Raw genomic sequence first — 19,424 nt, 5'->3', positions numbered from 1 at the left:
CTCACCGGGGGACGACCTCGTACAGCGGGAAGTAGCTGTCGAAGGCGTCCCGGGAGTAGGCGTCGGCCAACTGCGGGATGGCGTCGAAGGAGGCCACCGGCTCGTTGATCTCGGGCAACCAGCCGGTGCTCTCCTGCACGTCCCGGATCCGTCGGCAGTCCTGGAACCGCCAGGCGTGGGTGTGCACGTGGATGTGCCGGCCGATGCACTCCACCGCCCGCAGGTTCGACAGCCGCATGCCGTGCTTCCAACCGACGGTGGCGAGCACGCTCTCGCGGGCCAGCGACTGCAACGTCACCCGGTGCAGCCCACCGCCCATGTTGTCCAGGAAGATGGAGACGCCCTGGCCGCCGCTGAGCTCCATCACCCGCTCGACGAAGCGCCGCTTGGAATCCTTGTGCCGGTCCAGCGCGTCCGGGTCGCCGGAGGCCTTCGCCACGTCGTAGTCCAGGTCCGGGAACTCGCGGCGGTCGATCGGGGCGGCGCCGGAGGCGGCGATCGCGGCCAGCCGGGTGTCGCGGCCGGACACCATGGCCGTGCGGAAGCCGTCCCGGCGGGCCAGCTCCAACTGCGCCCAGACCACGCCGCCGCCCCAGCCGAGGACCAGGGGCGGCTCGTCCCAGTGGTCGTCGACCTGCGCCTCCCAGCAGCGCCGGGCCACCCGCCAGTTGTCCCAGGCGGTGAAGTAGCGGGCGAACGGCGCCCAGCGCTCGATCGGGTGGCGGCCCTGCTCGGGCAGGGGCACCAGCAGCCGCGCCTCGGTGACGAACCGCCCGCACAGCAGCCCCGGCGAACCGGGGGCGTCGTACGCGCAGATCCGCTCGGCGTAGCCGTTGCGGTCGATCACCCCGAACGGGATCCACAGGCACTCCTGGCCCTCGCGCAGGCCCCGCACGCCGGGCCCGGCCGCGAGCACCCGGACCACGCCGCAGGTGCCGAGGACGATCTTGTCGTCGCCCCGCTGCCGTGCCACGTCCACCGGGTGCCGGGAGATCGCGTGCTCCATGTTGGCTTCCCAGCAGCCCACCAGCGGCTCGACGAGGACCTCGCCCTCCTCGGGCCGGCGCACCGGGATCTGCTCCAGCGTCAGCTGTCCCCGGGTCGGCTCGCTCCCCGGTTCAGTGGCATGCAGCACCCACGCCTTGGTCGTCGCCATCCTGCACCTCCTGATCGTCGTCATCCATCTGGGCGGCCAGTGCCTCTTCCACGGCGGCGGCGAACGCCGTCACCGTGCGGTTCTCGAACACGCTGCGGATCGGCAGGTCGACCTGCCACGCCCGGCGGGCCCGCGACACCACCTGGGTGGCCTTGATCGAGGTCCCGCCGAGCGCGAAGAAGTCACCGTCCGGGCCGAGGCCCTCCACCTGGAGCACCTGGCCCCAGAGCGTCGCCACGGCCTGCTCGGTGACCGTCATCTCGGCCTGTGCCTCCTGCTCCCGGGCCAGGTCGCGCGGCGACGGCAGGGCGCGCACGTCGAGCTTCCCGCTGCTGGTCAGCGGCAGCCGGTCCAGCGGCACGACGGCACCGGGCAGCATGTACTCCGGGAGCACCTGCGCGCAGTGCGCGAGCAGCTTCTCCGCGTCCACCCGCGCCGCGCCGGCCGGCACCACGTACGCCACCAGGGTGTCCGGTGTGCCGTCCGAGCCGTCCGAGGCGCGGGCCACCACCGCGCACTCGGCCACGTCGTCGTGCCGGCGCAGCACCGCCTCCACCTCGCCGGTCTCGATCCGCAGGCCGCGTACCTTGACCTGCTGGTCGGTGCGGCCGAGGAAGCGCAGCGCACCGTCCTCGGTCCAGCGCACCAGGTCGCCGGTGCGGTAGAGGCGGGCACCGGGCGGGCCGAACGGGTCCGGCACGAACCGCTGCGTGGTCAGCTCGGGGCGCCCGGCGTACCCCCGGGCCAGTCCGGCGCCACCCACGTGCAGCTCGCCGGGGATGCCGACGCCGACCGGGCGGCCCGAGGCGTCCAGCACCCGGACCGTGACGTTCGGGATCGGCCGGCCGATGGGCGGGGCCTCGTCCTCGGGGCCGCACTCGTGCACCGAGACCCAGATCGTCGCCTCCGTCGGGCCGTACGCGTTGAAGACCCGGCGCCCCGGGGTGCGCCACTGCCGCACCAGCGAAGCGGGCAGCGCCTCGCCGGCGAGGACGAGGGTGCGCAGCTCCGGCAGGGCCGCGACCGGCACGGCCGCCAGGGCCGACGGGGTGATGGTCAGCGCGGTGATCCGCTCGGTGGCGAGCAGGTCCCGCAGGTCCGGCCCCGGCGCCACCCGCTCGGCCGGGGCGAGGTGCAGGGTGGCGCCCGCGCCGAGGGCCATGGCCACGTCGAAGACCGACGCGTCGAACGTCGGCGACGCCCACTGCAACACCCGGTCGTCCGGGCCCAGCCCGAAGAGCGCGCGCTGGGCCGCGATCACGTTGCACAGCCCCCGGTGCGGCACGAGCACGCCCTTGGGCCGGCCGGTCGACCCCGAGGTGTAGATGGAGTAGGCCAGGTCGTCGGGACCGGCCGAGGCCGGCAGCCGGTCGTCGGGCAGGTCGGCGTACCGGTTGCGGTGCGCGTCCAGCAGGACGGTCTCCACCCCGGCGCGCGGCAGGCCGGCGCGGTGGTGCCGGTCGCTGACCACCACCGCGACGCCGGCGTCGGCGAGGATGTCGGCCAGCCGGGCCGGCGGGTGGTCGGGGTCCAGCGCGACGAAGTAGCCGCCCGCCTTGAGCACGGCGAGCATCGCCACGACCAGTTCCGGGGTACGCCCCAGGCACAGCCCGACCGGAGTGTCCGGGCCCACGCCCAGGCCGCGCAGGTGCCGGCCGAGCTGGTTGGCCCGGCGGTCCAGTTCGCCGTAGGTGACCGACTCGCCGCCGGCGCGCAGCGCGACCCGCTCGCCACCCAGGTCGGCCTGCTCCTCGACGAGCCCGTGCACGGTCGTCCCGTCCGGGTACGGCGCGGACGTCCCGCTCCAGCCGGCCACCAGGGCACGCTCGGCGTCGGTCAGCACGTCCACGTCGCGCACCGGCGTGTCCGGCCGCGTCGCCGCGGTGTCGACCACCGTCGCGAGGTGCCCGAGCAGCCGGGCGACGGCGTCGTGGCCGACCCGACGGGGGTCGTAGCCGACCCGGACGGCCAGCCGCTCGCCCTCGGGGATCACCAGCACCGACAGCGGATAGTTGGTCCGGTAGCGGTACTGCCCGTCGCGGATCTCGACCGCGCCGCTGCGCCGGTGCAGCACGCCCACCCCGGGCAGGTTGAGCACCGTCATGATGGTGTCGAACAGGGGCAGGCCCGGGGGCACCTCGCTCCACCGCTGCACCTGCTCCAGCGGGCTGAAGTCGTACCGGCGCAACGTTGCCTGTTCGTGTTGCAGGGCGACGGCCGTGGCGAGGACCGAGCGGGCCGGGTCGAAGCGGACCCGCACCGGCAGCGTGTTGATGAACAGGCCGGCGGTCTGTTCCACCCCCGGCACGTCCGACGGGCGGCTGGACAGCGTGCCCCCGAACACGACGTCGTCGCGCCCGCTGTGCGCCCGCAGGACGAGCGCCCAGCAGGTCTGCAGCAACGAACCGAGGGTGACCTCCCGGCGCCGGCCCAGCTCGCGCAGGGCGGCCACGGTCTCCGCCGGCACGTGCAGCACCTGCTCCGGGTTGTCCCGACCGGACGGCTCCGGGACGCTGCCGTCCGGCGGGCGGATCCACGCCGGGGTGGTCGATTCGGTGACGCCGCGCAGCGCCTCCCGCCACGCCTGCCCGGCCGCGTCGAGGTCCTGGGCCCGCACCCAGCCGACGTACTCGTGGAAGGAGGTCGCCGGCCGGGTTTCCAGGGGCCGCCCGCCGGCCAGGGTGTCGTAGTTGGCGAACGCCTCGTCGAGCACCATCAGCGCCGACCACGCGTCCAGCAGCAGGTGGTGGTAGCGCAGGACGAACGTGTAGTCCTCCTCGCCGGTGCGGATCAGGGTCAGCCGGACCAGCGGCGGCTGCTGGACGTCGAAACCCTGGAGCCGGTCGGCGCGCAGCCGCTCCTCCAGCCGCGCCGGCAGGTCCGCGGCGGGCACGTCCCGCCAGTCGAGGGTCTCCATGGGCACCTCGACGTGGTCCCGGACCACCTGGACGGGCTGCTTGATGTCCTCCCAGTGGAACGACGTGCGCAGCACCGCGTGCCGCTGGGTGAGCGCCTGCCACGCCGCGAGCAGCAGGTCCGGGTCGACCGGCCCGTGCAGCCGGTACTCGACCTGGTCGACGTAGAAGGCCGCCCGGGGGTCGGCGAGGCTGTGCGACAGCAGCCCTTCCTGCATGTACGACAACCGGTAGATGTTGTCGACTCCGGGAACGGTCAAGGCTTGTCCTTCCTCAGCGTCTCGGGTGCGGTGGGACGTCCGTTCGGCCGGCCGGAGCTTGCCCCGGCCAGTTGCGCGGCCAGCGCGGTCAGGTCGCTCGCGTCCAGCTCGGCGTCGGCGAATGCGGCCAGGTCGGCCGGTGCGCGGCGGCCCTCGCCGGCCGGCGCCCGCTCCCCGCCCGGCCGGCCGGACCCCGGCGCGGCGTCGGCGTCGGCGCGCCCGCCGCCTTCCCGGTCGCCGGCCGCCCCGTCCTCGGCGTCCCGGTCGTCGGTGGCGACGGCGGCGAGGTCCCGGACGGTCGGGTGGGCGAAGACGTCGGCCTCGGCGATGCGCAGGCCCGCCCGGCGGGCGGCCCCGACCAGCCGGAGGCTGAGGATCGAGTCGCCCCCGAGGTCGAAGAAGTTGTCGGTGACGCCGACCCGGTCGACCCGGAAGATCTCCGCCCAGATCTCGGCGAGGATCTGCTCGCGCGGGCTCTCCGGCGCCCGGTGGGGACGGCCCGATCCCGGCCCGGCGGCCCGGGTCGCCGCCGGGGTGGCGTCGACCAGTTCGGCGTAGAGGCCCGGCCGCCACCGCTCCGGCAGGTGCCCGGCGAGTCGGGACCAGTCGGCGTCCGCGACCACCAGACACGGCGGCCCGGACGCGGACCGGGCCAGCACGTCCAGCCCGGCGGCCGGGTCGAGGGGGTGCAGGCCGAACGCGGCCAGCCGGTCCCGCTCGCGGGTTCCCAGCCGGGCCGCCATCCCGGTCTCCGCCCACGGGCCCCAGGCGATGCTGACCGCCGGCAGGCCGAGGGCGCGCCGGTGGCCGGCGAGGGCGTCGAGGAAGGCGTTGCCGGCGGCGTACCCGGCCTGGCCCGCGGTGCCCACCGCCCCGGCCAGCGAGGAGAACAGCACGAAGAAGTCGAGCTGGTCGTGGAGGGTGGCGAGGTGCAGGTACGCGGCGGCCAGCTTCGGCCGGAGCGGGACGTCGAGGCGGTCGGGCGTCTGCGCGCCGAGCGGGGCGTCGTCGAGGCCGCCGGCGGCGTGCACCACGCCCCGCAGCGGCGGGCCGGCGCGCCGCGCCTCGGCCACCGCAAGGTCCAGCGCGACCGGGTCGGTGACGTCGCAGACCAGGGTCCTCACCCGGTCGTCCCCGGTCGGGAGGGGCTCCGCGCCCTCGACGGTCGTGGCGCCCCGGGACAGCAGCCACACCCGGCCCGCGCCCCGGTCGAGCAGCCAGGCCGCGACCCGGCGGCCGAGGCCGCCGGTGCCGCCGGTGACCAGGTAGCTGCCGTCCGGATGCACGGGCAGGGTCTCCGGCCCGTCCGCCGGTGCCGGCAGGAGCCGGGGCACCAGCGTCCCCGTCGGACGGACGGCCTGCTGCGGCGGCGGGGCGGGGGCGGTCAGCGCGGCGAGCACGGCGGCGGCGTCCGCGGCCGGGTCGCCGTCTGGCGCCAGGTCGACCAGGACCACGTCGGCGTCCGGCCGCTCGGTCATCGCCACCCGACCCAGCCCCCACACGGCGGCGTGGGTGGGGTCGACCAGACCGGTGTCGTCGGTCTGCTGGCAGCCGCGGGTGACGAGCACCAGCCGGGCCGCCGGGTGCCGGTCGGCCAGGGCGTGCAGCAGGTGCAGCGCGGCGTGCGCGCCGTGGGCCTGCCGCTCGTGCAGCGCCCCGGCGCCGCCCGGCACCCCGGGCCCGTCGTCGAGGGGCCACAGCAGGGCGACACCGCGGAGCGGCTCCGGTTCCGGCTCCGCCAGCAGGGCGGGCAACCCGCCGGGGTGGTCGGCGACCGTCGCCGGCCCGACCGACCGGCAGGTCCCGCCGCCGTCGCGTACGGCGGCCGCGACCCGGTCGGCGACGCCCCCGTCGTCGGCGAGGAGCAGCCAGCGGCCGGCGGTGTCGGTCGGGCGTTCCGGGGCCGGGTCGGCGGGACGCCAGTCGATTCGGTGGCGCAGCCGGTCGCCGTTCTCGGCCCCGCGCAGCAGCGCGTCCCGGCGGACCCGGCGCAGCCGCAGGCCGTCGACGACCAGGCGGACCCGGCCGGCGGCACGCAGGGTGACGTCGAGGACGAGGTCGTCGCCGTCGGGGGTGGCCGACCGCAGCCGGGCCCGGCAGGTGAGGTCGTCGTCCCCGGCGGCCGTCGGCCCGGGTGCGTACCAGGCGAGCCGGTCGACGCCGACCGGGACGGCCAGCCCGCGTCCGTCGGTCGCCAGGGCCTGCGGGGCGAGCGCCAGGACCAGGCGCAGGCACGAGTCGAGCAGGCCGGGTTCCGGTCGCGTGGACGGCGGCACGACGCGCGGGCGGCGCAGCGTCGCGTCGACCTCGTCGCCGTGCCGCACGACCGACTCCAACCACCGGTAGCGGGGGCCCAGCCGGTAGCCGGCAGCCCGCATCCGGTCCTCCAGGTCCACCACCACGCTGCCGGCGGTGTCGCGGGGACGGGCGGGTTCGGCCGGCACCGGGCCGGCCGGCCGCACGGTGCCGGTGGCGTGCACCCGCCAGCGCCCCGGGTCGGTCCCGGTCGCGCTGACCACCTCGGCGGTTCGCCCGGGGCCGTCCGGGGCGCCGAGCAGCACCTGCACCCGGGCCTGTTCGCCGGCGGTCAGGGTGAGCGGCTCGGGAAAGGCCACGTCGGTGACCTCGGCGGCCGGTTCCCCGTCGGCGGCGGTCGCGGCGAGGATCGCGGCGAGGTGGTTGGCGGCCGAGACGACGGTGGCGCCGAAGAGGCCGTGGTCGGTCAGCCGCTCCGGCAGCTCGGGGCCGACGACCTGCTCGAAGACGCTGCCGGTGAGGGCGGGTGAGCGCAGCCGCTCCCCGAGCGGGCCGGTGTCGGCGGACCTGGCGACTCCGAGGCGCGTGTCGCGCCAGTAGCGGCGCCGCTGGAACGGGTACGTCGGCAGCGGCACCCGCCCGGCGTCCGGGTGCACCCGCTCCCAGGCCACCGGCGCGCCCGCGCAGAAGGCGGCGCCGAGGGCGTCCCGGGCCACGGCGCGGTCGCCCCGGCCCCGGCGCATCGTCGGCACCCACCGGACGCCCCGCGGCACGAGCGCCCCGCGGCGGGCGAGCGTGCCCAGCACCGGGTCGGGGCCCACCTCCAGCACCAGCCCGCAGTCCAGCTCGCCGAGGCGGCCCACCGCCTCGGCGAAGCGCACCGGCTCGCGGGCGTTGCGGCACCAGTAGTCGGCGTCCATCGGCCCGTCGAGCAGCCGCCCGGTCACCGTGGAGACCACGTCCACGCGCGGCTCGGCGGGCCGGACCCGGGCCGCCTCGGCGGCGAGTTCGGCCAGGACCGGGTCCATCAGCGCCGAGTGGAACGCGTGCGACACCCGCAGGTCGCGGTGCCGGACACCGGCGTCGTCCAGGGCCCGCGCCACGCTCTCGACGGCACCGGCCGGGCCCGACACGACGGTCTCGGCCGGGCCGTTGTACGCCGCCACGGACACCTCGGGGTGCCGGGCCAGCACGGCCTCCGTGGCCGCCCCGTCCGCCGCGACGGCGAGCATCCGGCCGCCGGCGGGCAGCGCGTCCATCAGGCGGGCCCGTACGGCCACCAGCCGGAGCGCCTCGTCCAGCGGCAGCACGCCGGCCACGCACGCCGCGGCGTACTCGCCGACGCTGTGGCCGAGGACGACCGCCGGCTCCAGGCCCCAGGAACCCCAGAGCCGGGCCAGGGCGTACTCGACGGCGACGACGGCCGGCTGGGTCCATCCGGTGCGGTGCAGCAGCTCACCGCCGTCGTGGAGCACCCGGACCAGGTCGTCGCCCAGGTGCTCGCCGAGGATGTCGGCGCACTCGCGCAGGGCGGTGCGGAACACCGGCTCGGTGTCGTACAGCGTCCGGCCCATGCCCGGGTACTGGCAGCCCTGGCCGGGGAAGACGAACGCGATCCGGGGGGCGGCGCGCACCTCGCCCTCGACCATGTCGTCCGCCCGGCTCCGGGCGTACCGGTCGAGGTGGTGGCGCAGTTCATCCCGGTCGGCGGCGGTGACGGCCAGGCGGTGCCGCAGCGGGGCGCGGAACCGGGCGGCGGCGGCGCAGACGGCCGGCGCGGGGAGTTCCGGGTGCCGGTCGAGGTGGGCGGCGTAGCGGCCGGCGAGGGCCCGCAGCGCGGCGGGCGACCCGGCGGACAGCGGCAGCAACAGGGCGTCGCCGCTGCCGTCGCCGCGTTCCTCGCCGCCCGCCGGCTCCGTCGCGGGGCGGTGCTCGGCCAGCAGTACGTGCGCGTTGGTGCCGCCGATGCCGAACGAGCTGACCCCGGCGACCCGGGGCCGGCCGTCCGGGCCCTCCGGCCAGGGTCGGCCGGTGGTGGCCACCGACAGGGGCAGGTCGTCCCAGGGCAGGCGGGGGTTGGGGGTGCGGAAGTTCAGGTGCGCGGGGATCCACCGGTGCCGCAGCGCCAGCACCGTCTTGATCAGGCCGACCACCCCGGCCGCCGCCTCCAGGTGACCGATGTTCGTCTTCACCGAGCCGACCACCAGCGGTTCGCGCCGGTCCCGGCCCAGCACGTCCGCGGCGGCACGCAGCTCGATCGGGTCGCCGAGCGGGGTGCCGGTGCCGTGCGCCTCCAGGTAGCCGACGTCGGCCGGGGCGAGGCCGGCGGCGCGGAGCGCGTCGGTCAGCAGTTCCTGCTGGGCAGTGCCGTTCGGCACGGTCAGGCCGCTGCTGGCGCCGTCGTGGTTGACGGCGGACCCGGCGAGCACGGCGTGGATGTCGTCGCCGTCGGCGATCGCGTCGGAGAGCCGCTTGAGCACCACCATCCCGGCGCCCTCGCCCCGGGCGTAGCCGTCCGCCGCCGCGTCGAAGGTCTTGCACCGGCCGTCCGGGGCGAGCGCGCCGGCACGGCAGAGGAACAGGGTGATGTCCGGGGCGAGCATCAGGTGCGCGCCGCCGGCCAGCGCCAGGTCGCACTCGCCGCCCCGCAGCGCCTGGGCGGCCAGGTGCACGGTGACCAGCGACGACGAGCAGCCGGTGTCGACCGCCATCGACGGCCCACGCAGCCCGAGCACGTACGACAGCCGCCCGGCCGCCACGCAGAAGAGGTTGCCGGTGCCGGTGTAGCCGTCGATCCGGGCCGGGTCGGCGATCTGGAGTCCCTTGTAGTCGTCGATGGACAGGCCGGCGAACACGCCGCTGCGGGTGCCGCGCAGCCGGTCCGCCGGCATCCCGGCGTGCTCCAGCGCCTCCCAGGCCACCTCCAGCAGGAGCCGCTGCTGGGGGTCCATGCTCTCCGCCTCCACGGCGGAGATGCCGAAGAAGTCGGCGTCGAAGGTGTCCACGGTGGGCAGGAACCCGCCGCGGCGGGCGTAGATGGTGCCCGGTTCGAGGGGGTCGTCGCCGTGCAGCGCGTCGACGTCCCAGCGGTCGCGGGGCACCGGGGCGGTGGCGTCGACGCCGTCGCGCAGCAGCCGCCAGAACTCGTCCGGGCCGTCGGCGCCGGGCACCCGGCAGGCCATGCCGACGACGGCGATCGGCTCGTCGGCCGCCGGCACCGGGCCCGTCCGGACCGGGGTCGCCGCCGTCCCGGACGCCGGCCGGTCCCCGTCGCCGCCGCCGAGCCGGGCGGTGAGGTGGGCGGCGAGGTCGGCGACGGTCGGGTGGTCGAACGCCACCGTCGGCCCCACCGGGACGTGCGGACGCAGCTCGGCGGCGAGCCGCTCGGCGAGGCGGACGGCGGTCAGCGAGTCGAAGCCGAGGGCGAACAGGCCCGCGTCGGCGGGGATCTCCGAGCGGTGGCGGCCCAGCACCTCCGCCGCGCGGTCGACGACGTACTCCCGGACCCGGTGGCCGAGCCCGGCCGGGCTGCCGGCGCGGAGCCGGTCGACGACCGACGACCCGACGGAGACCCGCTCCGGCTCCGTGGCCGGGGTGCCGGCGGTCCGGGTCACCTCCGGCAGCGCGTCCCAGGCCACGGGCAGGCCGGCGAGGTAGAGGTCGGCGGCCAGCGCGTGGACCGCCTCGGCGGCGTCCCGGTCGGGGCGCAGCGAGCCCAGCACGGTGGTGCCGGGCCGTCCGCCCAGGCACTGCAGCAACGCCGTGCGCAGCACCGGGGTGGGGCTGATCTCCAGGTGGACGGCGGCGTCGGCGCGGGCCACCGCGTCGAGGAAACGCACCGGCCGGCGGGACAGCATCCCCCAGTGCTCCGCGCCCAGCCGGTCGCCGCCGACCAGGTCGCCGTGGACGGTGGAGACCATGTCGGTGGTGGTGGGGCCGTTGCGCAGCAGCGGCCGCAGGTCCGCCACCAGCTCCCCGGTGAACGGCTCCATCTGCGGGCTGTGGAAGGCGTAGTTGATGCCGAGGTCGCGGTGGAACACGCGGTCCGCGGCCAGCCGCGCCACGGCGGCGTCCAGGGCGGACCGCTCCCCGGAGAGCACCACGCTCGCCGGGCCGTTGACCGCCGCCAGCGACAGCCCGGCGGGCAGGTCGGCGAGCAGTCGGGTGGCCTGCCCGGCAGAGAGGCCGACGGCGAGCATCCCGCCGCCGCCGGTCGCCCGCTGCAACATCCGGCCCTGGTGGTACGCGACCGCCATGGCGTCCTCGACGCCGAGCGCCCCGGCGGCGTACGCGGCGGTGATCTCGCCGAGGCTGTGCCCGATCACCACGTCGGGTCGTACGCCGAGGCTGTCCAGCAGCGCGAGCAGGCCGATCTCCACCGCGACGATCGCCGGCTGGGCGACGGCGGTCTCGGTGAGCCGGCTCGCCCCGGCCGGCCGGCGGATCTCCTCGGTGACGGACCAGCCGCCGAGCGCGCGCACGGCCGCGTCGCAGCGGTCAAGGGCGTCCGCGTACGGGGCGCATCCGGACAGCCCGTCGCCCATGCCGGGCCACTGGGTGCCCTCACCGGAGAACACCATCGCCAGGCGCGGGACGTCGGTGCCGGTGGCCGTGCGTACCCCGTCGGTGGGCTCCCCGGCGGCGGCGGAGCGCAGCGCGGCCACCAGCGCCGCCCGGTCCCCTCCGACGGCGACCAGCCGGTGCGCCGCGCCCGCCGGGGCGCCCTGCGCGGTCGGCTCCGCCCCGGCGGCCAGCCGGTCCGCGGCCTCGGCGGCCCGGCGCCGCAGCGCGTCGGCGTCGGCGGCGCCGATCGGCACCATCCAGGACATGGGCACCTCCGTCACCGTGGTTCCACCGCCGCCGGGACGGGGAACGGCGTGTCCTTGATCTGGTGGCCGCCCAGCTCGCCCTCCACCAGCAGCACCTTCGCGGCGGCGGGTCGGGCGGGCGGCCGGAGCACCTCGGCGACCGGCCGGTACGGGTCGGCGGTGATCGCCGCGAGCGTCGCCACGAGGTCGTCGAGCACCCGGCCGGCGGCCTCGTCGGTCAGCAGGTCCCGGTGGTACGACAGGATCAGTCCCAGCTCCACCCCCGGCATCACGTCGAGCCGGAACGGCTCGGCCAGCCGGCTGAAGAACGTCGGGACCCGCTCGGTGGAGCCGAACAGGGTGGGGTCGAGGTTCTGGAAGACCAGGTACGCGTCGAACATCGGCTCGCCCGCCGGCCAGCCCGCCCACTCCGCCACCCGCTCCGGCGCCACGTACTGGTGGTGGGCGGCGTCGGCGCCGACGGTCATCACGTGCGACAGCAGGTCGACGACGGGCCGGTCCGGCGCGGGCAGCCGCACCCGCATCGGCAGCACGTTCATCGTCGGCCCGGTCAGGTCCTCGACGCCCGGCAGGTCCGCGGGGCGGCCGTTGAAGAAGACCCCCAGGGTGGCCTCGTCGCGGCCGGCGTACCGGGCGAGCAACGCCGCCCAGGCGGCCTGGACCAGCGTGTTCGGGGGCATCCGCAGCCGCTGCGCGGTGTCCCGCAGCGCCTCGGTGACGCGCGCGTCCACCTGCATGTGCTGCCGGGCGTAGCCGTGCCGGTCCCCGGCCCGGTTGTCGGGGGCGGACGCGGCCAGCAGGGTGGGCGACCACCCGCCGGCGAACATGTCCCGCCAGAACGCCGGCGTGTCGGCCGGTACGCCGCGCCGGCGCAGCCAGTCGACGTAGCGGCTGAACGGCACGTCCGTGCCGGCCTGCGGGGTCTCGCCGGCGAGCAGCCGGTGGTATTCACCGATGACGTCGCTGAGGAAGACGCTGAGGCTCCAGCCCTCCATCCGCAGGTAGCTGAAGCTGAACACGGTCCGGTAGGCGTCCTCGTCGACCTTGGCCAGGAACAGCCGGATGCCGGCGGGGTCGTCGGGGGCGCAGCCCACCGCCTGGTCCTCGCGGAGGAACCGGGCCAGCGCCGCGTCCTGCTCGGTGGCGGTGAGCCCGGTCCAGTCCTCGTACCGGGAGGGCAGCTCGACGTCGCGCCGCACCACCTGGAGCGGCTCGTCCAGGTCGGCCCAGACGAACATGGTCCGCAGCAGGGCGTACCGGCGGGCCAGCCCGGCCCAGCAGCGGCGCAGCAGGTCCACGTCGATGGGGCCGCGCAGGGTGTCGACGCGTTGCACCAGGAACTCGCCGGGACGCGGGGCGGCGACGAGCCGGCGCAGCATGTGCGCCTGGTACGGGGCCAGCGGGAAGACCTCCGCCACGTCGGCGTCGGCCAGCAGCCGCTCCCGGTGGGCCCGGTCGCGGTCCGACAGCCCCCAGTCGCCCGGCGACTCCGGAGCGGGCCCGTCGACGGTGCCGCCCTCGGCGAGCCGGGCGTCGGCGACCGCCGCGAGTTCCGCCACCGTCGGGTGCGCGAACAGGTCGCGGGGCACCAGCGGCAGGCCGGCCCCGTTGGCCCGGGCCATCACCCGGATGCCCCGGATCGAGTCGCCGCCCAGCTCGAAGTAGTTGGCGGTGGCGCTCACCCGTTCCAGTCCGAGGACGGACGCCCAGATGTCGGCGACGAGCTGTTCGGTGCCGTCGGCCGGCGGGACGTGCGCTCCCCGCTCCCGGGCCGCCACCGGCGGCGGCGCCGGCAGGTCCGACCAGTCCACCTTGCCGTTGAGGCTCAGCGGGATGCCGGGCACCGGGACGAACACCGCCGGCACGGCGTAGCGCGGAATCCGCTCCTTCAGGTGCGCCCGCCAGCGCGGGCCGAGTTCGCCCATCAGCCGGGCCTGGCGGGGCCAGTTCGCGAGCGCGCCGCCGCGCGCCGGGGGCGCCGGCGGCCACGACGGGCGCACGTCGGCGCGGTGGAACAGGGCGTCGATCCGCGTCGGGTCGGCGGCCGACGGGGCGACGACGACGCCCACGCCCAGCTCGTCGGCGAGCCGGTACAGCTCGTCGGGGTCGACGCCGGGCGGCTCCCGGTCGACCCGGGCACGCAGCTCGCCCACCGTCCGGCAGGCGCCGTCGCCGGCCCGCAGGACGGCGATCTCGCGGAGGCGGCCGTTGGGTATCCCGGTCACGGCGACCACCGGCTCCTCCCGGAGGCGGTCGCGCAGCCGGCCGGCCAGGTCACCCTCCCAGCCGAGGGGGTCGGCGGCCGGCTCCGGTGCGGCCGGGCCATCCGCCGCCGGGTCGGCGGCGACGCGGACGACCACGTCGTAGCGGAACCGGCTCAGCTCGTTGTCGTAGCCGCCGCGCTTGAGCCGCACCTCGACGGCGGCGACGCCGGGCATGTCGCCGAGGGAGGTGAACAGCGCCGGGTCCAGCGCCAACTCCTCCTCCTGCCACGTCCGGGCGGCCGCCCGGGCGAGCACCACCGCCGGGTCGGCGTCCGGGTCCGCCCGGTGCAGTTCCACCGAGCGGTGGAAGTCGGCCAGCAGGGGCAGGCTGCGCACGTCGCCGACGACGATCCGGCCGCCCGGGGCGACCAGCCGGCGTGCCTCCGCCAGCACCTGCCGCAGGTAGTCGGCGTCCGGGAAGTACTGCACGACCGAGTTCAGCAGCACGGTGTCGAAGGACCCGGCGGGCAGGTCCGCCAGCTCGTGCGCGGCCCGTTCGTCGAGGGTCACGTTCGCCAGGCCGCGGGCCCGGACCTCGGCGCGGACCTGGCCGAGCGCGAACCGGGAGATGTCGGTGCCGTGGTACGACGCGGCGTGCGGCGCGATGCGCAGCAGGAGCAGGCCGAGCCCGCAGCCCACCTCCAGGACCCGCCCGGGCGGCTCCGCCAGGGCCAGGGCGACGGTCTCGTCGACCCACCGCCGCATCTCGTCGGGCGGGATCGGGGCGCCGGTGTAGCTGCTGTTCCAGCTGGAGAAGTTGCTGTCCGCCGCGTCGGCGGTCTCCGGCTCGGTGTACGCCTCGTCGAAGACCCGCGCCCACTGGTGCACGGTGCCGTCGACGTCGCCGGTCGCCGGGGGCTCGTCCGGGGTCACCGGCGCGGCCGGCTCCGGCTGCTCCCCGGAGCGGGGCACCACGTACGCCACGAGCTGGCCCTCGCCGCCGGCGGCGTCGCGGTGCACGGTGACCACCGCGTCCCGGACGGTGGGGTGCTCCCGCAGGGCCGCCTCGATCTCGCCCAGTTCGAAGCGGATCCCCCCGAGCTTGACCTGGAGGTCCTCCCGCCCGAGGTAGGACAGGGTGCCCCCGGGCCGCCACCGGACGATGTCGCCGGTGCGGTACATCCGGGCGCCGGGGCGGTCGGTGAACGGGTCGGGGACGAACCGCTCGGCGGTCAGCGCGGGCCGACCCTGGTAGCCGCGGGCCACCTGGATGCCGCCGATGCACAGCTCGCCGGGCACGCCGACCGGCACCGGCCGGCCGGCCGGGTCCAGTACGTAGACGCTGGTGTTGTCGACGGGGGCGCCGATCGACACGTCGGTGGCGTCCTCCCCCGGCGGGCACCGGTAGGCGGTGACGTCCACGGCGGCCTCGGTCGGGCCGTACAGGTTGTCGAGCCGGGCGGGCAGCCGCTCCTGGAGGCGGCGGACCAGGTCGCGGGGCAGCGCCTCGCCGCTGCACACCACCCGGCGCAGCCCGGTGCAGGTGGCCGAGCGCGGCTCGTCCAGGAAGAGCCGGAGCATCGACGGTACGAAGTGGACGGTGGTGATCCGCTGCTCGTTGATCAGGTCGACCAGGTAGCCGGGGTCGCGGTGCCCGTCGGGGCGGGCCATGGTGACGGTCGCGCCGACCAGCAGCGGCCAGAAGAACTCCCACACCGAGACGTCGAAGCTGGCGGGGGTCTTCTGCAGCACCGCCTCGCCGGCGGTCAGCTCGAAGCGGCGCTGCATCCAGCGCAGCCGGTTCACCACGGCGCGGTGGCTGTTCATCACCCCCTTCGGCATCCCGGTGGAGCCGGAGGTGTAGATGACGTACGTCAGGTCGTCCTCGGTGACCCCGCTGGGCGGGGCCTGCTCGGGCCCCTCGGCGCAGTCGTCGCGGTGCAGGTCGATCGCCGGCGGCGCGTCGGCGGGCAGCACGTCCCGCCCGCCGTCGCCGGTCAGCACGATCTCCGCGCCGCAGTCGGCGAGCAGGTACGCCAGCCGCGCGGGCGGGTGCTCCGGGTCCAGCGGCACGTAGCAGCCGCCGGCCTTGAGCACGCCCAGCAGCGCCACCAGGAGTTCCGGCGAGCGGTCGAGGCAGACCGCGACCCGGCTGTCCGGTCCCACCCCGTGCCGGCGCAGCCGGTGGGCCAGCCGGTTGCTGCGGCGGTCCAACTCGGCGTAGGTCAGCGACCGGTCGTCGAGCCGGACGGCGACGTGCCCGGGGGTGCGCCGGACCTGCTCGGCGATCAGCTCGTGCAGGACGCGCGGCGCGGGTTCCGGGGCGGCGGTGTCGTTCCACGCCCGCAGGACGCGGTCGCGTTCCTCGTCGTCGGTCAGCTCCAGCCGGGACAGCGGGGCGTCGGGGTCGGCGCAGACCTGGTCGAGCAGGCGCAGCAGGCTGGCCAGGATCCGCTCGACGGTGTCCCGGTCGAACAGGTCGGTGGCGTACTCCAGCCCGCCGGGAAGCGTGTCCCCGGCGTCCGCCAGGGACAGCCACAGGTCGAACTTCGCCGACCCGGTGTCCCCCTCGACCAGCCCGACGAGCTGGGTGTCGGCGGTCAGGTCGACGCGCGGCGGCGGGGTGTTGTTCAGCGCGAGCATCACCTGGAACACCGGGTTGTGGCTGGTGCTGCGCTCGGGTTGCAGCTCGTCGACCAGCTTCTCGAACGGCAGGTCCTGGTGGACGAAGTCGGCCGACACGTCGGCGCCGACCCGGGTCAGCAACTGCCGGAAGGTCGGGTCGCCGGTCACCGTGGTCCGCAGCGCCAGGGTGTTGGCGAAGAAGCCGAACAGGTCCTCCAGCTCGGGGCGGTTGCGGTTGGCCACCGGCGTGCCGACGACCACGTCGGGCTGCCCGGACCAGCGGGAGAGCACCACCGTGAAGGCGGCGAGCAGCACCATGAACAGCGTGCTGTCGGTGCCGGCGCAGAGGGCGCGCAGCCGCCCGGTGAGCCGCTCGTCGACGGTGAACCGGAGGGTGTCGCCGCGGAAGCTCTGCACGGTGGGCCGGGGCCGGTCGGTGGGCAGTTCCAGCAGCGCCGGGATCCCGGCGAGGCGGTCCCGCCAGTAGCGCACCTGCCGGGCCAGCGTCGGCCCGGACATCTGGGCCCGCTGCCAGACCGCGTAGTCGGCGTACTGGAGCTTCAGCTCGGGCAGGCGGGGCGTGCCGCCGGCGACCAGCGCGGAGTAGCACTCGGCCAGCTCCCGGGAGAACACCCGACCCGACCAGCCGTCGGCGATCAGGTGGCTCCAGTTGACCAGGAAGACGTGCCGGTCCGGGGCGAGCCGGAACAGCCCGAACCGGACCAGCGGCCCGACCGCCAGCACGAAGGTCCGCCGGGCCTCCTCCTGGAGGGCCTGGCGTACGCGCTCGTCGCGCTCGGCCTCGCTCAGCCCGGTCAGGTCGGTCACCGGCAGGTCGACGGCCGTGGGCGGCGAGACCACCTGCACCGGCTCGCCGTCGGCCTCCCGGATGGTGGTGCGCAGCGCCTCGTGCCGGTCGACGATGCGCTGCACGCTGTCCCGCAGCGCCGCCACGTCCAGCGGCCCGCGCAGCTCGACCGCCATCGGCGTGTTGTACGCCGGGCTGTCCGGCACCATCCGTTCGAGGAACCAGAGGCGCTGCTGGGAGAAGGAGAGCGGGGCGGGGCCGCCGTCGCCCCGGCGGGGGATCTCGTCGCGGGTGCCGCGCCGCCCCTTGGACCAGGCCGACAGCAGCGCCTGCTTGGCCGGGGACAACGCCTGGGCGGGGCGCGCCCCGCGCTGCTCGTCGACGCTCATCGCGCGGCCCCGTCCGGCCCGGCGCTGTCGGCTGCGGAGGACGGGGTTCCGTCCGACCCGGGTGCGGGCTCCGTGTCCTGGAGGGCGCGGATGATGGTGGCCTGGGCGGCGATGGTGTGCGCCTTGAACAGCTCCTCCAGCGGCAGGTCCACCGCGAAGCGTTCCCGCAGCCGGGTGACCAGGCGGGTGGTCAGCAGGGAGCTGCCGCCGAGGGCGAAGAAGTTGTCGTGCACGCCGACGGTCTCGAAGCCGAGCAGCTCGCGCCAGGCGGCGGCGATGGACTCCTCCAGGTCGTCGCGGGGCGCGACGTACTCGGTGATCAGGTGGGGGCGCTGGTGCAGGGTGCTGCCGAGGTCCACGTCGAGGCTGGTCGGGCCGGCGTCCACCGGCTCCGGCGCCCGGCGCAGGGCGACCGAGTCGTCCTGCACCGGTACGGGGCCGTCCTCCGGCACGTCGATCCAGTAGCGGCGGCGCTCGAACGGGTAGGTCGGCAGGGACACCCGGCGGCAGGACTGGCCGGCCGCGAAGGACTCCCAGTCGACGTCCACGCCGGACTCCCAGAGCCGGGCCAGGGTCGCCAGCAGGAACGCCTGGTCGGGCTGCGAGTCGCGGGGGTGGCGGACGGACGGCAGGACCGGCGGGGCCGCGCCGTCGCCGTTCGCCCCCACCAACGCGCCGAGCACCGTGCCGGGGCCGACCTCGACCAGCATCCGGTCGGCGGAGCCGGCGAGCAGGGTCCGCACCCCGTCGGCGAAGCGGACGGTGCCGCGCAGGTGCCGCACCCAGTAGTCGGGGTCGGTGGCCTCGGCCGGGGTGATCCAGGTGCCGGTGACGTTGGAGACGTACGACAGCGACGGCTCCCGCAGGGTGAGGCCGGCGACGTGGGCGCGGAACTCGTCGAGCACCGGCTCCATGGCCACCGAGTGGCCGAGGGTCTGCACGTGCAGCCGGCGGAAGTCCACCCCGTCGGCGGCGAGCCGGCCGGCCAGCTCCTGCACCGGCTCCACCAGGCCGGAGACGGTGCACTGGCCGGGGGCGTTCACCGCGGCGATGGAGAGTTCCGGCCCCAGCCGGGCGGCGAGTTCCTCCTCGGGCAGCGAGACGGCGAGCATGGCGCCGCCGGGCAGCCGGTCGATGAGCTGGCCGCGCAGGGCCACGGTGTCGATGGCGTCGGCGAGGTCGAACACACCGGCCAGGCAGGCGGCCACGTACTCGCCGCTGCTGTGCCCGAGCATCGCCTCGGGGCGTACGCCCCACGACTGCCAGAGCATGGCCAGCGCGTACTCCACCGCGAACAGCGCGGTGGTGACCCCGGCGGACGTGCCGAGGAACTCCTGGACGGCGCGGTCGCCGTCGGGGGCGCGGACCACGTCGCGCAGGTCGAAACCGAGCCGGGCGAGGGCCAGGTCGGCGCAGCGGTCCAGGTGCTGGGCGAAGACCGGCTCGGTGGCGTAGAGCTGGCGGCCCATGCCGACGTACTGGCTGCCGCCGCCGGGGAAGAGGAAGGCGACCTTGCGGCCGGGCCGGAAGTCGACGGTGCCGGTCGGGGGCGCGGTCAGCGCGGCCGCGGCCTGGGTGGCGTCGCGGCAGACCACCGCCCGCCGACGCTCGAAATGCCGACGACCCACCTGCAACGTGTACGCCACATCAGCCAACCCCACCCGGCCATCAGCCAGCACCCCACCGACCCGACGACCCACCTCCACCAACGCCGACGGCGTCCGCCCCGACACCACCACCACCTGCCAACCCCGCACCCCACCCGAAACCGAACCCACCGCAGGCGGCTGCTCCAACACCACATGCGCATTCGTCCCACCAACACCCAACGCCGACACCCCAGCCCGCCGCACCCCCACCACCGGCCACGACACCAACTCACCGTTTACAAAAAACGGAGACGACTCCAACGCCAACTTCGGATTCGCCTCACGAAAATGCACCGTCGGCGGCACCACACCCTCCCGAACCGCCAACACCGC

The 19,424-nt window shown here is 76.1% G+C and carries 5 protein-coding genes; all 5 read right to left on the bottom strand.

Annotation, left to right across the window (positions count from 1 at the left end):
- Nucleotide 1 precedes the first annotated feature (1 nt).
- From ACZ6O2_RS00025 to ACZ6O2_RS00005, 5 genes are read right to left on the bottom strand one after another with little or no spacing between them, the layout of a single operon-like run.
- Nucleotides 2–1,156 (bottom strand): hypothetical protein, encoded by a 1,155-nt coding sequence (locus ACZ6O2_RS00025; RefSeq protein ID WP_350702757.1) that lies wholly within the window; start codon nt 1,154–1,156, stop codon nt 2–4.
- The gene (locus ACZ6O2_RS00020) at nt 1,119–4,331 is read right to left on the bottom strand and encodes a non-ribosomal peptide synthetase (RefSeq protein ID WP_466021485.1); all 3,213 of its coding nucleotides are present in this window, start codon (nt 4,329–4,331) and stop codon (nt 1,119–1,121) included. Before ACZ6O2_RS00020 ends, ACZ6O2_RS00025 begins: the two co-directional genes overlap by 38 nt.
- Complete coding sequence (locus tag ACZ6O2_RS00015; protein ID WP_466021484.1) at nt 4,328–11,416, bottom strand: SDR family NAD(P)-dependent oxidoreductase; 7,089 nt, start codon at nt 11,414–11,416, stop codon at nt 4,328–4,330. Before ACZ6O2_RS00015 ends, ACZ6O2_RS00020 begins: the two co-directional genes overlap by 4 nt.
- 11 nt (nt 11,417–11,427) lie before the next feature.
- The gene (locus ACZ6O2_RS00010; protein ID WP_466021483.1) at nt 11,428–17,442 is read right to left on the bottom strand and encodes a non-ribosomal peptide synthetase; all 6,015 of its coding nucleotides are present in this window, start codon (nt 17,440–17,442) and stop codon (nt 11,428–11,430) included.
- Nucleotides 17,439–19,385 carry an acyltransferase domain-containing protein gene (locus ACZ6O2_RS00005; protein ID WP_466021701.1) on the bottom strand — a complete coding sequence of 649 codons (1,947 nt, stop codon included), beginning with the start codon at nt 19,383–19,385 and terminating at the stop codon, nt 17,439–17,441. The genes ACZ6O2_RS00010 and ACZ6O2_RS00005 overlap by 4 nt, the downstream gene beginning before the upstream one ends.
- Nucleotides 19,386–19,424: the final 39 nt, after the last annotated feature.

The sequence above is a fragment of the Micromonospora sp. NPDC048040 genome (assembly GCF_055587185.1).
This window is presented reverse-complemented; position numbering and strand designations above follow the sequence as displayed.

Coding starts and splice junctions, on each gene's coding strand:
- ACZ6O2_RS00025 (WP_350702757.1), bottom strand. CDS start 1,156: ATGGCGACGACCAAGGCGTGGGTGCTGCATGCCACTGAACCGGGGAGC.
- ACZ6O2_RS00015 (WP_466021484.1), bottom strand. CDS start 11,416: ATGTCCTGGATGGTGCCGATCGGCGCCGCCGACGCCGACGCGCTGCGG.
- ACZ6O2_RS00010 (WP_466021483.1), bottom strand. CDS start 17,442: ATGAGCGTCGACGAGCAGCGCGGGGCGCGCCCCGCCCAGGCGTTGTCC.